We start from the raw sequence: 12859 nt of genomic DNA on the forward strand, positions 1-12859 counted from the left end.
CTTCCCTGGAAATGAAGATGCCTAAGGCTGGCAGGCCCGCACGCCGAGGACCGGTATGACGGTGGTCCAGCGCTCGCCTGTGGTGATGGTCAGCCGGCCCGACTGGACGCGCTGTCCGCCATTGAGCTCGTCGCCCGGAACGATGCTGACCAGGACTTGCTCACCTGCCGGACCGACGAATCCCTGGTCGGTAAGAAACTGGCCGAAAATTTCCCCGGTATTGCGGGTCTGGCTCACGGTTACAGTCTGCGCCCCGATCTTCATGGTTGCGGATCCTGACTGGGCCTTCTGGAAGAAGATGAGCTGACTCGCGTCCGTCTTGTTCCAGAGGAAGAGCCCGCATTCCTTAGAAAGCAATTGCTGCGGTCCAAGCCCGCCTGTCGGCACAACATTCCTGGCCGGGAGCAGTGTGGATGGATCGACCTGAACCGGAGCGGCCTCGCCTGGCTTCTCACCGCCGGACGAACAGGCACCAAGCGCGACAACGCCAGCGATCAATACACTCTGCGCGAACTTCATTGCTCGCCCCCTCCGCCTGGTTCAGTCACTTGCTGATAGGTCCATTCATCAGCGGATCGCGTAAACCCACCGCGCGCAAGCAGCGCTTCGATATCGTCACTGGTCGTGCGGGCCCGGACATCGATCCGCGAGCCACCAGAAAGATCTGCGACGGCCTTGAAGTCGAGTATGTCGCCTTCTTCGCTCTCACCGGCCATTTCGATGTTGAAGGCGCCGTCGCTGCAGGTAACTGTGCCTGTCAGATCTGAGAAATCCCGCCCGAACTGCTGCGCCGCTCGGCTGAGCGTATCCGTCCTGATATTGCCCGATGCGTCAAGACAGGCCCCGTCGACGATCTCCACGCTGCCACCGTTGAGCCGGAGGATACCGCCCAAGGAGCGGATGTCGGGGGTTAGGGTTTCCAGCGCTGCAATATTCTGTTCGACCCGAAGGTCGCTTGCCGAGATGTCGTTTGATCCTCTGACGGTCACGACACCAGCACCGCGTCCCCCTGCCCCGCCCCACTGGACTTCGAGGGTCGGCGAAAGGTTCAGGAGCGATGCTGGTCGCAAGGACAGGTCGACGTCACCGACCGGTTGTCCGTTGAGATAGACGCCGGACATCCGGCCCTTCCAGATCGTGCCTTCTGACTGGGTCCATTCAATACCCATATCATTCAGCGGCAGGCGGGTCAGAACCATACCGAGAGGAATACGGCTGGCCGCGAACCAGACAAGCGCCACGATCAGCGTCAGGACAAGCAGGAAACGGATCAAGAGCCAGCACCTCCACTGAGTTCAACCGTCGCTCTAACGCGCCCATTGCCAGCCTGATCCACACTCATCTTTTCAATGCGCCCCCCGAGCTGCATTTCCACCGTGCTCATCCAGTAGAAAAGCTGGCGCGGGTCCGCCTGTTCGAAAACCAGGGAGAAGCGCCCCGAATCACCGCCCTGCAGGCGAGCGATGGCGAGACCTGCAGATTGTGCCTGACGTGTGACTTCGGTCTTGAAGGCGTCAGCGCTCAACACCGCGCCTGTTGAAACAGCGACCGCTGCATTGGCATTCGGACGGGCGCGAATGGACGCCGTGAGCCGTTCAATCCGCGACAGCTCTTCAGCAGCGGCCTGGCGGTCGAGGCGAGCCGCGTCGCGAGCAGACGAGACCGGCGAGACAAGCCCGTACCAGCCAATCAGCAAGACGGTCAGCAGGCCAGCGGCGCTGATCAGGGCTTTTTCGCGGACCGAAAGGCTTTCCCACCAGCTCGTCATGATGCGGCCTCTATGTTGAATTCGCCGAGCACACGAGAGCCCGACTGACGCGCGGCGCCGAGTGTCACCGACAGCCCCATGCTTTCCAGACGGCCGCCGATCACATCGGCTTGCGAGTAATTGTCGAACACGACCATGGCCGTCAGACGGCCCGTATTGGCATCATATCGGAGCGACCGGACTTCGGCGCTCTCATCCGTGGCGACAGCCTCATATAGCGCAGCGGTCGCTGCGGTCGGTCGCAGAGAGACAGCGGCGTTCCGCTGGTTCTGCTGGAGGGTCTGGATCGCCGCGCCGGCATCGCCCATCGCATCTGGCGCGAAAGCCCGCGCGATCATGCTTGTTCGCGAGCGAAGGTCTGCGGTCTGCCTGTCGAGCGCCTGTAGCTCTATCCAGGCTGTTCCAAGCCACATTACACCGGCTATGCCCGCCAGAGCGCCAGCCAGCCGCCAGCGGTCAAATCCTTTCAGCTCCAGCGATCGCCGCAAGGCGAAATCGCCCTGGCGCAATGAGATGTGCGCCGATGGCGTCTTGTCGTTATACCATCCCGCCAGCAGCGCGATCAGATCCTCGCGTGTGGCGACATCCACAATCTCAGCATTCGCCTGAAGGCGCCGCGCCAGACCTGTCCCGTAAACGATGTCCAGCCGCTCGGCCGCGAGGGTACGGACCAGATCGTCTGGCGCTTCACTGTCGCAGGCAAAGGTCAGGTCGCCGTCCCGGAAGAGGATCTCCTCGCCGGTATCAAACGCGACGTTTCCATCCGGCAGAAGCCCGTGCAGGCAGACAAGGTCGGCTTCCGGAATGTCGAGCGCGTTCAGGTATCCCTGCCAGCGCCTCATATCCTCGTGGGATGCGACATGCAGGGCGCGCTGGCTGCCTTCTCCCGCTGGTCCGAGTGCGGCGTGCAGCGCCTCGACCGGTTGGGCGACATCATCCTCTATGGCAAAGAGGGCTGTCCGGCGCGCTTCTGACGGTTTTCGCGCCACGATGTCGACCCGATGCGCTGTCACGGCTGTCCCCGGAACAAGTGCGACCGCGCCAACTCCGTTGCCGAAACGACCGGATGGCTTTTCCTCGCTGCACATCCATTCGCCCGATGCGCGCCAGGCAAAGAGCGGTCGGCCGGATGGCAACTTGGGCAGAAGGATGAAGAGATCGGTCAAGACTATCCTTTTCGCTCGCGCCGCACCACTTTTGCCGGACCATCACCGACAGAGAAAAGCAGGCTGAATACCCTACGCGTCCCGCGATACTCGATTGCGGCTGTCACGTCGACATAACGCGATGTGGTTCCCAGCATGTCATTGCGGATGAGTTCGGGCGCAATTTCACTGATTTCCGGCAGGCCGACGAAATCTTCCACGGATGGCCACCCCCCGGACGGACGCTGGAAGATAAGATCGCGGGCTTTGTCTGCGGTCAGCGCGCCTGAGGCTGCAAGCGACAGTAGAGGCGCCTGGCGCTCACTGATCGTGTTGATGTTCAGCGCTGGCTGGAGCTGTTCTGGGAGGACACAGAGGAATGGCTCCATAGCGTCCAGCAAATCTGCCGACACATGACGCACCGACAGAAGTTCGGACTCATCGGCTAGCATCTGGCCTGACGTACGATAATTCATGGCGGGGTTGGAATAAAAACTGTCTTCAGCGCCGTTCAGGCCCGGCGATTGATCGGCGTCGATCCAGTCGGAGATGCTGGACACCAGTCCTTCAGCATTAACGGTATCCAGATCCGCAAGGTCGATAAGACTGGCAAGGTCTGCTGCGGCGGTGTCTGACTGACCACTGCCCTCCCCGCCTGACCTTGGTGCGGCGAGGCTATTCAGGTTGAAGCAATTGCTGGCATCGCGGGCCAGAATGGTGATCAGGCCGCCTTCCGCCTCAAAGGTGAGCGGCTGGTTCATGACCTCGACACTGGAGGACAATGCCCCCTCGGTGGCGCTCATGATGTCATCAATGGCAAGGCGGGCATATTCTTCGGCGGCATAGGCCAGCCAGTCAGCCTGCGCGCTCGCATCGAGGGACTTGGCGCGACTGGTACTTGCGAGGACGGCATTGGTGAGTGTCACGGCTACGACGGACATGGCCGCCACGATCATCAGCGTCGTGACGAGCGCGACGCCGCGCTCATTGCTGTGTGCCCCCACAGTCATGATGGAAGCCCTCCCACAAGACTGCTGATCGTGAAGACGCGGCCATCCTGAAGCGCAATGCGCATGTCGATCAGGTCCGGCAGGACGTTTGCCGGAGGCACAGTGCGCCCTTCCCAATAGGTGGACGGCTCACCATTGCGCCAGAAGGTGAGGTCTACGCTTTCGACGTGCTGAAGCAGGACCCGGCGGGCGACAGGCGTATTGGCGGTCGGGTCTGGGCGCAGATAAGCTGCGCGGACGAGGTCACCCTCACCGGTGAGTTCATAGCGTACAGTCTGCAGCCCGCTGCGCGGGACAACTCGGTCCGGATTGATCCAGCCATTCCGGACGAACCGCATCACCGCATCAGTCTGGTTCGTCTGGCCACCAACCAGGGTCAGCGGTTCGCCAAAGCCATCTTCGGGCACCGAGCCACGATGCACCATTGCTTCGAGATCATCGCGGATGAAGGCCTGTGCAATATCGAAGGTCCGGATGGTGGCTTCGCGGTCGCGGACCTGTTTGCCAGCTTCAGTAGCGCGCAGCAGCAAACTCCCGCCTGCAACCGCGAGGATCGACAGGATGAACAGCGCAACGAGTGTCTCGGCGAGCGTGAAGCCGGATTCCGAAGCCCTGGAAGTCTTGCGATCTGCGGTCATGGCTTCGCAGCCTTCAGGGTAACCAGCCGCGCCAACACCTGGTCGCGCCCGGCTTCTTTCACCTGCACTTCGAGGCGGAGCAGGTCCTCCCGGTCAGTCGGAATGATGATGAGGGTCCAGTCATAGTCCCGGCCGAGCTGTTCTTCGCGGCCATTCTGCTGTCCGACGGTGATCTGCGCCCGCTCCGCCATGGTGCGCGCGAGCACATTTTCGGCCGTGGTCCGCGCGAGCAGCCTCGATTCCAGTCGGCCGGTATTGGTGAGCGCATCGGATGCGAGCTGCATCAGCGGCACCGCAGCGAGCGAAAGGACGCCCAGTGCCGCCACGGTCTCCACGAGGCTGAAGCCATCTTCTTTCTTCGAGGTGCGCTCAGCCTTCATGGGCGTCCACCAGTTCACCATTCTCATTGAGGCGCAGTGCGAAGGTCATCGGGCCGGCATGCAGGTCCAGTCGAACCGGCTCTGTTACGCCGAGCGGGTTGAAGATGATCACCGAGGGCACATCCGCGCCGCCCGTATCTGCGCGCTCCCGGACAATTTCAAGCTCGGCATGGGCCGGCAGATTGAAGGCGGCGCGGCCGGTGGGCTGCCACTCGGTTCCGGTCCAGCTGACGACGGCGATGCGATTGTCGTCGATGGAAAGGCCGAGCACTTCGCCGGTCATGATCGAACGATCGCGAATGGCGTCGATGGTGTCCTGCACATCAGCGAGCGCCTTCTTATAGGGGTCCTGACGTTCCGGCAGTGTCATCACTGCCACGCCGGTGACCAGCCCGATGATGAAGACCACCATCAGCACTTCGACAAGCGTCAGGCCAGCCTCGCGGCGATATGCCGGTGCAGTCTGCAAGCCTAGTTCCAGTTCCCGATGTCTGCGTTCTCGTCTTCCCCGCCTTCCTGGCCGTCAGCACCGAGGGAATAGAGATCGTAAGCCTTGTCGGATTTTTCAGCCGGGCGTTTGTAGACAAAGGGTCGCCCCCACGGATCAAGCGGTAGCTTCTGAATGTATCCACCGCGGCGGTAGGAACCGGCCGAATTCGCACCGGCCGGCTCCGTCACGAGCGCTTCAAGGCCCTGCTGCTCGGTTGGGTAATCATACATGTCGAGGCTGTATTGCTCGAGTGCATTGGTGAGCGCGGCCACATTCGTCCGGGCCGTTTTCACCTGAGCGTCCGTGCGGGCCCCGAGGACGTTGAACAGGACGACTGTCGACAGAAGGCCGATGATGAAGATCACCACCATGATCTCTGTCAGGGTGAAGCCGGCTTGCTTTGATGGTTTGCGTTTTGGTTTCAGGGTCATTCGACACCTCCTCTCCTAGCCAATGGCCAGCGTGTTGATCTGTAGAATGGGGAGCATGATGGATAGCACGATCAGCGCGACGATGCCCGCAAGGAACACGATCATGATGGGTTCGAGCAGGCCGAGCGCGACGGTTGTGGCATTGTCGAACTCGTCTTCGAGATAGTCTGCGGCGCGGCCCATCATGCCGGCGAGGTCGCCGCCCCGCTCACCGCTCGCCACCATGTGGATCAGCATGGGCGGGAAAACCTGTTCGGTCCGCATGGCGCGGGCAAGAGAAGAGCCCTCCTCCACCTTGCGGCGGACATTTGCGACTGCCTTGCGAAAGACCGCATTCGACATGGAATTGCGCGCAGCCCCGAGACACTCAGGTACCGGCGCGCCACTGGCCGACAGGGTCGCGAACGTCCGCGCGAAGGTGGCCGATGAAACGCCTCGAGAGAGTTTGCCGATGACGGGCAGTGAGAGGACAAACCGGTCGCGCATTTCTGCGATGGCTGGCGTCTGGAACAGCCGCCTCAGCCCCCAGCCTGCTGCGATGACCACGAGCAGCAGGACAACGCCCCATTGCCTCAGCAAGACTGAAATGGCGATTACGGCATCGGTCAGCCACGGCAGGTCCTGCCCGAGCGTGTCGAACTGTTCGACAATGGCCGGAACCACAAAGACCATGAGCAGGGTCACGACGATGAGGGCAATCACGCTCAGCACGATCGGGTAGATTAGCGCCGAGAGAATCTTGTTCTTCATCTTGCGTGATTTCTCGAGGTGGGTCGCGAGACGTTCGAGCACTTCGTCCAGCTTGCTGGACGCCTGACCGGACGAGACCACAGCGCGGTAGAAGGCCGGGAAAGCCCTGGGGGCTCCATTCAAAGCCTCCGACACCGAATAGCCATCCGTGATGGAGGAACGCACGCCCATGAACACCTTGCGGGTCGCTGGCTTTTCCGCCTCGGCGGCGACCGATCCAATGGCTTCCTCAACCGGTGTTCCGGCCTTCACCAGAAGCGCAAGCTGGCGCGTTGCAACAACCAGGTCACCGCCTGACAGACGCTGGTCATGACCTGTCACGCCGTCTTGCGCCCTGCCCTTGCGGCTTTCACTGACATCGAGCGGCGACAGCTGTCTCAGCCTCAGCTCCTTGCGCGCAGCGCGGGCCGAATCTGCAGTAATGACACCGGAGGTGCGCTTACCGTCAGCGCCTATGGCCTGATAGTCATAGACCGCCACTGCGCTCTTCCTCCTTGCGGCAGACGCGCAATACTTCCTCGACGCTTGTTTCCCCGGCGGTCACATATCGACGGGCATTGCGGAAGAGGCTGTCCTGGTCGGCAAAGGCGTGGCGTTCGAGCGCGTCTTCCGACGCGTCTTCGCGGATCAACTGGCGCAGGGCCTGGTCGACGAGCAGCAATTCATAGACACCGAGACGGCCTTCATAGCCTGTCTGGGCGCAGCTCATACACCCCACGGGGCGATAGAAGGTGTGGGCTTCATGCGCAGCAATGCCGAACATTGCCTTCTCGTCCGCCGTTGCTTCATGCGGCGCACGGCAATGATGGCAGAGGCGGCGCACAAGGCGCTGGGCCAGCACGGCGCGCATGGTCGCGGCAAGGACGTATGGCTCAATCCCCATATCGCGCAGGCGCTGGATCGCACCGGCGGCGCTATTGGTGTGGACGGTTGAGAGTACAGGCCGGCCCGTCGAAGCAAATTCGAACGCGACCTTGGCCGTCTCCAGGTCACGGATTTCGCCAACCATGACCACGTCCGGATCATGGCGCAGGATGGCGCGCAGCGTCGCAGCAAACGTCAGGCCGACCTTGTGATGCATCTGGGTCTGGCTGATGCCTTCAAGACCATATTCGATGGGGTCTTCCAGCGTCATGACATTGCGCTGGCCATTGTTCAGGACGGACAGGGCGGAATAGAGCGTTGTCGTCTTGCCGGACCCGGTCGGCCCGGTGACGAGCGTGATGCCATTCGGCTGGGCCAGCACGGACCGGAAGCGCTCAAGCGTGTCGGCATCCATGCCAAGCTCATCCAGGCCGAGCAGCGCATTGCGCGTATCGAGCAGACGCATCGTCACCCGCTCGCCATAACGGGAGGGCAGTGTCGACACACGCACATCGATGGACCGGCCACCAATCGAGAGCGATATCCGGCCATCCTGCGGCACGCGCTTTTCTGCAATATCAAGGCGCGCCATGACCTTCACCCGGCTGGTCAGCGGCGCAGCCAGGCGGCGCGTGGGCGTCAGCACTTCCTGCAGCACACCATCGATCCGGTACCGGACCGAAAGCGTGTCCTCATGCGGCTCGATATGGATATCGGAGGCCCGCCGCTTCACCGCTTCATAGATGAGGCCGTTGATCAGTCGAACAACAGGCGCATCATCATCGCCGTCCAGCAAGTCAGCTGTCTGCGGAATGTCGTCTATCAGGGAGTGAAGATCCCCCTGCCCGTCCATCGCCGCTTCGGTTTCGCCGCCGTCGACCGCGCTGCGCGCATAGTGTTCGGAAAGTTCACGCTCGAATGTCGGGGCATCGAGGTGCGTGAATCGCAGCGGACGGCCGAGTGCCCGGCGGGCTTCGATAATGGATTGCGGCGCAACGCCTGCCCGCACGCCAAGCTCGACCGCATCGCCCGCCTCGGACAGGACGACAAGACCCTTGTCGCGCGCAAAGGCGTAGGTCAGTGTTCGGCGGCTGGCGATGTCACTCATACACTTCGGCCTGCATTCAGCGGCTGCTTATTCAAGGGGTGGGCCGACCGGGCCCGGCTCACCGAGAACTTCACCCAGAAACTGGTCGATGCCAACGCCTACCGTATCGTCTCTCAGCAATTCCTGCGCACGCAGATAATTGTAGCTGCGCGCGGTCACACGGGAGGCCTGTTCGCGGTCGCGAATGATGGTCGGTTTGATAAAGACCATGAGATTGGTCCGGGTGCCGCCGACGCCTTCAGACTTGAAAAGGTTTCCAGCGACCGGAATATCGCCGAGCAATGGCACCTTGGAGTTCTGCTTCGCCTCGGTCTGCTCGATCAGACCGCCAATCACGATGATCTCACCATTGTCGGCCAGCACGCTGGTCGAGATATTGCGGGTGTTCAGGATAAGGTCCGGTGACACGGTGCCGACCTGACCGAACACGCTCGATACTTCCTGATAAATATCGAGGCGGATTGTATCGTCAGAGGAGATACGCGGCGTGACTTCCAGTTTCACGCCGACCTGCTCGCGCTGGACCGTGCGGAACGGGTTTGAATTGGCATCGCCCAGCACCTCGCCGGAGGTGAGCGGTACATCCTGTCCGACGAGCAGAGACGAGGTTCCATTGTCCAGCGTCATGTTGAACGGCTTGGAGAGCACACGAGAATTGGTGTCCTGCTCCACGGCATTGATGATTGCACCGAACAGCGTGTCGCCGCTCTGACCACCAATGCCGAGAAGTGAACCGTTCACACCGAGCAGCGAACTGATCGCTGCTTCCGTAAAGGGACTGCCATTCGAGCCTCCCGGCAAATCGTCATCGGTGAGGATCGCGCCTGCCAAGGCCAGCAGGTTTGGTGCGGACCGCGTGAAATTTGTTGTCGCGAAGGGTGTCGCAGAGTCGCCGGTACCTGACAGGAGGAACTGGACGCCAAGCTCACGCGCCGTGTCATCCGACATCTCGACGATGATCGCCTCGACGAGCACCTGCGCCCGGCGCTTGTCGAGCGCTTCCACAACCCGCTCCATGGCCAGAAGCGTATCCGGCGTGGCGCTGATGATCAGGGAGTTGGATTCTGGGTGATGCGCGATTGTCGCCATCGGAACCGCGTTTTCAGAGGGTCGGCGCTGCTCAGCCATGGTCGCGGCGAGCTTCTCAAGGATCGGGACGATCTCTTCGGCCTTGGAATTGTTGAGCTCAATGACGCGGAGATTGTCGCGCGTCGGTTCGGCCTGGTCGAGCTGCTGGGCGATATTGATTGAGCGAGCCACCATCGAAGCGTCGCCGCGCACAATGATGGAATTGCTGGTCGGCGAGGATGAGACTTCGAAATTGTGGACGGTTTCGCCATCCCTGGAGCCGAGAAGACTCTTCAGGATTTCCGCCATTTCCTTTGAAGGCACGCTTTTCAGCGCCAGCGTCTGGACTTCAGTGCGGTCATCCTGGTCGAGCTGTTCAACAATATTGCGGATACGGGGCATGTTGGAGGCATAGTCGACCACCACCACCGAATTGGACCGCGTATTCGCAACGACCTGGCCCTGCGCATCGACGAGCGGCTTGATCATCTGGGCTGCTTCCACCGCACCAAAGGAATCAAAGCTGAAAATTTCAGTGATGAAGGTATTCGGACCAGCATTGGCGATCCCGGCCTCACCAACCGCCAGCTGTTCAGGCACGACGCGGTAGACGCCTTTTCCTGCCGGGATGGCGGCAAATCCATGCACGCGCAGTGTCGACAGGAAGACCTGGAACACTTCGTCCGTCGTCATCGGTGCCTGCGAGAGCACTGTCACGCGCGTTCGGGAGACGTCCGGGTGGAGAATGAAGGTGTACCCAGTGATAATCGATACGTCATCGATCAGGGCGGTGATCTCGACATCGTCAAGGCTGAGGACGTGGCGGGCAGCCTGAGGCGATTGCATCTCGGCAGTGGCAAACGGAGCGGCGAGAGCGGCGACGGCGCAGGCGGTTAGAAGCGTCTTCATGAGTGTCTCAGTCCATGTCAAAATTTATGTCTAGCGACTGGCGTTCGCCGTTGCGAATGATGGTTACGTTGACAAGTGGTGCGGCCGCGAAACGTGCCGCCAGGGCGGCCGGATCAAGCGTGCCCAGATCCTCGCCATTGACTTCGACCAGCCGGTCACCCGGCTGAAGACCCGCTGACCGCATCAGCTGCGCATCCCCCCTGGGCCGAAGGATGAAGGCCGAAAGCGCGCCGCCAGACGAGGTCTCGGGCACCGCTTCAAGACCGGCCATCAGCGTGGCGGCCGTTACGCCCGGCGAAAAGCGCGGCGTGGCTGGCGTGCTGACGCGGCTGGCTTCATTCCGCGTGGTCGACATATCGCCGATGACGGAAAGTCCGGCATCGCGTCCGCCGCGCATCAGCGTCTCCTCGGCGCCATTGCGGGAAATGATCACGCGGTCGGAGAGAATGCGTTCGAGTATCACGCCCGGCAGGATCTCATTTCCGAGTTCATAGCGTGTCGTCTCGCCATTCGGCGTCACGATCGTGGCCGACCCGCCGGAGTCCCCCGTCGACATGAAGAGCGCGACAAGCTTGAGATTCAGCTGCGTTTCCGGCGCGTCGGGTGCAGTTTCCACCTCGCTAGAATTGGCCTCGAATGGATTGGTCGTCACAAGGAGGCTGAGGTCGGAACGGACGGCACTGTCCGATGACTGGCTGATCGGGGACGGGAGGGGGCGCGGCTGGAGCGGGGAAACAGCAGGTCCGGGGGCGAGGATGAGCCAGGAGAGCTTGGCGAGCAGGAAGGCTATGGCAATGATGAGAGCAAATTCCACAGCCGTGCGCACGCCATCAACAAGGCGCGGCGTCCAGTGCGGAAACGTGAATTTGCCCTCTGTCACCATCATCACTCTCGCCGGACTGGACGGACGCACTCTCTTGCGGCCATTTGGTCCGGCATCTTACGCCCCGGCGAGCGATCCCAGCGTACCTTCCAACGTCCCCGGATGGTCTGCATAGCACTTTTTATCGCAAGCCCGGAGCATCAAATCCCATAAGCGGCCTCTTTAGGCTATGTAGATGACGTTTTTCTGACAGAAGCTGCAGACAAGCAGGGGAAGCTGGGCTGCCGGTGGCCGGGTATGACCCCCGTCCTGGTGAGGTGGTATCAGGTCGACAGTCCGGACGTGTCTTGAACAAGCGATTGTATGGTTCGCTACGCCCAATGAGGCGCTTGAGGGCCAGTGTCATCAATGACCCCGCAGGCGCGACAATGATAAGCTGACTTAATTTTTCTATCTTGGCTAGATTAAAAGTTGTGGTAGCGTAATTCCATCTGGAGTGACAGATCATGGCTGAGCTTACGATCCAGGTGACTCGCGCAGTCACATTCCGAAACCACTTCGGAGACGACATCTGCTCGACCAAGCCCTTTTACAATTTCGGGGCGGGCAACTGGTACCACCCGGACTTCCAGAACATTGACCTCCCGCCTGAACGGTACGCCGGGAACCGCCCGGATATCGAATATGACGCCGCCTCGTTAAAGCCGCTGCCCATCGAGGAAAATTCAGCGCTGGTCTTCTATTTCAGCCATGTCAATGAACACTTGCCGGATGACATCAACATGCACCTTTTCAATGAGGTGTATCGCTGCCTGAAACCCGGTGGCACTGTCCGCTTTGTCTATCCTGACTTCGATACGGCTTGGCAAGCCGCACAGGATGAAGACATCGACTTCTTCATGCACTGGCAGCCCCACAAGTGGCGCGAGACACAGACAGGCTACACCTTCCTGCAACACTTCGTGAAATCCTTTGCCAGCCGCGCACTGGATGATTCACCCAAGGACGGTAACAAGAAGTATTCTGCTGACGATCTTACCCGCCTGCTGGCTGAATGTGGATCAGTCGAGGAATTCGCCACCCGCATCACCTCAGGCCTCTGCATGAAGGCGCAGGCCGCGTCACCGGGCTGTCATTGCAACTGGTGGAACCATGGCAAGTTCGAGCGGATGCTGACCAAGGCCGGGTTTTCCAGCGTCCGCAAGAGCGCCTATCTGAAAAGCCGCCTTGCGCCGCTGCGCGATATCAAGTTCTTCGACACCAAGCATCCCACAATGTCGGGGTATACCGAAGCGGTGAAGTAGTTGCTTCGCTATCAGTGCCGCCCTAAGGCCAAAGGAATGGTGTGGTGCCGGCAGAGGGACTCGAACCCCCGACCCTCTGATTACAAATCAGATGCTCTACCAGCTGAGCTATACCGGCCGACGACTGCCCCTTTAGTCCGACACGCGGCGCGGGGCAAGATTCCTTTGTAA

General features: G+C 60.9%; 14 protein-coding genes and 1 tRNA gene. 1 reads left to right on the top strand and 14 read right to left on the bottom strand.

What is annotated here, in order from left to right; translation table 11 throughout:
- Positions 1-21: 21 nt before the first annotated feature.
- From B8746_RS12025 to B8746_RS12085, 13 genes are read right to left on the bottom strand one after another with little or no spacing between them, the layout of a single operon-like run.
- On the bottom strand, positions 22-519 hold the full coding sequence (locus B8746_RS12025; RefSeq protein WP_084393901.1) for a hypothetical protein: 498 nt from the start codon (positions 517-519) through the stop codon (positions 22-24).
- A complete protein-coding gene (gspN, locus tag B8746_RS12030) occupies positions 516-1274 on the bottom strand; it encodes a type II secretion system protein N (RefSeq protein WP_084393902.1) in 759 nt (252 codons plus the stop codon). Before gspN ends, B8746_RS12025 begins: the two co-directional genes overlap by 4 nt.
- Entirely contained in the window at positions 1271-1768 is a 498-nt protein-coding gene (gene gspM, locus B8746_RS12035) for a type II secretion system protein GspM (protein WP_084393903.1), read from the bottom strand. Before gspM ends, gspN begins: the two co-directional genes overlap by 4 nt.
- Positions 1765-2934 (bottom strand): type II secretion system protein GspL, encoded by a 1170-nt coding sequence (gene gspL / locus B8746_RS12040; protein ID WP_084393904.1) that lies wholly within the window; start codon positions 2932-2934, stop codon positions 1765-1767. The genes gspM and gspL overlap by 4 nt, the downstream gene beginning before the upstream one ends.
- Positions 2935-2936: 2 nt before the next feature.
- Positions 2937-3923: a type II secretion system minor pseudopilin GspK gene (gspK, locus tag B8746_RS12045; protein ID WP_084393905.1), complete on the bottom strand. Its 987-nt coding sequence runs from the start codon at positions 3921-3923 to the stop codon at positions 2937-2939.
- Positions 3920-4561: a type II secretion system minor pseudopilin GspJ gene (gspJ, locus tag B8746_RS12050; protein ID WP_084393906.1), complete on the bottom strand. Its 642-nt coding sequence runs from the start codon at positions 4559-4561 to the stop codon at positions 3920-3922. Before gspJ ends, gspK begins: the two co-directional genes overlap by 4 nt.
- Positions 4558-4941, bottom strand: a complete 384-nt coding sequence (gene gspI / locus B8746_RS12055) for a type II secretion system minor pseudopilin GspI (protein ID WP_158084621.1) — start codon at positions 4939-4941, stop codon at positions 4558-4560. Before gspI ends, gspJ begins: the two co-directional genes overlap by 4 nt.
- Positions 4931-5410 carry a prepilin-type N-terminal cleavage/methylation domain-containing protein gene (locus B8746_RS12060; RefSeq protein ID WP_084393908.1) on the bottom strand — a complete coding sequence of 160 codons (480 nt, stop codon included), beginning with the start codon at positions 5408-5410 and terminating at the stop codon, positions 4931-4933. The genes gspI and B8746_RS12060 overlap by 11 nt, the downstream gene beginning before the upstream one ends.
- Positions 5411-5412: 2 nt before the next feature.
- Complete coding sequence (gspG, locus tag B8746_RS12065) at positions 5413-5862, bottom strand: type II secretion system major pseudopilin GspG (RefSeq protein ID WP_084393909.1); 450 nt, start codon at positions 5860-5862, stop codon at positions 5413-5415.
- Between the two features lie 15 nt (positions 5863-5877).
- Positions 5878-7092 (bottom strand): type II secretion system inner membrane protein GspF, encoded by a 1215-nt coding sequence (gene gspF / locus B8746_RS12070; RefSeq protein WP_084393910.1) that lies wholly within the window; start codon positions 7090-7092, stop codon positions 5878-5880.
- Entirely contained in the window at positions 7079-8584 is a 1506-nt protein-coding gene (gene gspE / locus B8746_RS12075) for a type II secretion system ATPase GspE (protein WP_084393911.1), read from the bottom strand. Before gspE ends, gspF begins: the two co-directional genes overlap by 14 nt.
- Before the next feature lie 27 nt (positions 8585-8611).
- On the bottom strand, positions 8612-10561 hold the full coding sequence (gene gspD, locus B8746_RS12080; protein ID WP_084393912.1) for a type II secretion system secretin GspD: 1950 nt from the start codon (positions 10559-10561) through the stop codon (positions 8612-8614).
- A gap of 7 nt (positions 10562-10568) precedes the next feature.
- The gene (locus B8746_RS12085; RefSeq protein ID WP_084393913.1) at positions 10569-11447 is read right to left on the bottom strand and encodes a type II secretion system protein N; all 879 of its coding nucleotides are present in this window, start codon (positions 11445-11447) and stop codon (positions 10569-10571) included.
- A gap of 443 nt (positions 11448-11890) precedes the next feature.
- On the opposite strand from B8746_RS12085, the gene B8746_RS12090 reads away from it, so the two are divergent.
- Complete coding sequence (locus B8746_RS12090; protein ID WP_084393914.1) at positions 11891-12688, top strand: methyltransferase domain-containing protein; 798 nt, start codon at positions 11891-11893, stop codon at positions 12686-12688.
- A 42-nt stretch (positions 12689-12730) separates the two neighbouring features.
- Here the strand turns inward: B8746_RS12090 and B8746_RS12095 are convergent.
- A tRNA-Thr gene (locus tag B8746_RS12095) sits at positions 12731-12806 on the bottom strand.
- Positions 12807-12859: the final 53 nt, after the last annotated feature.

Origin of the sequence: Henriciella pelagia (assembly GCF_002088945.1) — a bacterium.
Taxonomy (GTDB): Bacteria; Pseudomonadota; Alphaproteobacteria; order Caulobacterales; family Hyphomonadaceae; genus Henriciella; species Henriciella pelagia.

Coding starts and splice junctions, on each gene's coding strand:
- B8746_RS12025 (WP_084393901.1), bottom strand. CDS start 519: ATGAAGTTCGCGCAGAGTGTATTGATCGCTGGCGTTGTCGCGCTTGGT.
- gspM (WP_084393903.1), bottom strand. CDS start 1,768: ATGACGAGCTGGTGGGAAAGCCTTTCGGTCCGCGAAAAAGCCCTGATC.
- gspK (WP_084393905.1), bottom strand. CDS start 3,923: ATGACTGTGGGGGCACACAGCAATGAGCGCGGCGTCGCGCTCGTCACG.
- gspJ (WP_084393906.1), bottom strand. CDS start 4,561: ATGACCGCAGATCGCAAGACTTCCAGGGCTTCGGAATCCGGCTTCACG.
- gspI (WP_158084621.1), bottom strand. CDS start 4,941: ATGAAGGCTGAGCGCACCTCGAAGAAAGAAGATGGCTTCAGCCTCGTG.
- gspG (WP_084393909.1), bottom strand. CDS start 5,862: ATGACCCTGAAACCAAAACGCAAACCATCAAAGCAAGCCGGCTTCACC.
- gspE (WP_084393911.1), bottom strand. CDS start 8,584: ATGAGTGACATCGCCAGCCGCCGAACACTGACCTACGCCTTTGCGCGC.
- gspD (WP_084393912.1), bottom strand. CDS start 10,561: ATGAAGACGCTTCTAACCGCCTGCGCCGTCGCCGCTCTCGCCGCTCCG.
- B8746_RS12085 (WP_084393913.1), bottom strand. CDS start 11,447: ATGATGGTGACAGAGGGCAAATTCACGTTTCCGCACTGGACGCCGCGC.
- B8746_RS12090 (WP_084393914.1), top strand. CDS start 11,891: ATGGCTGAGCTTACGATCCAGGTGACTCGCGCAGTCACATTCCGAAAC.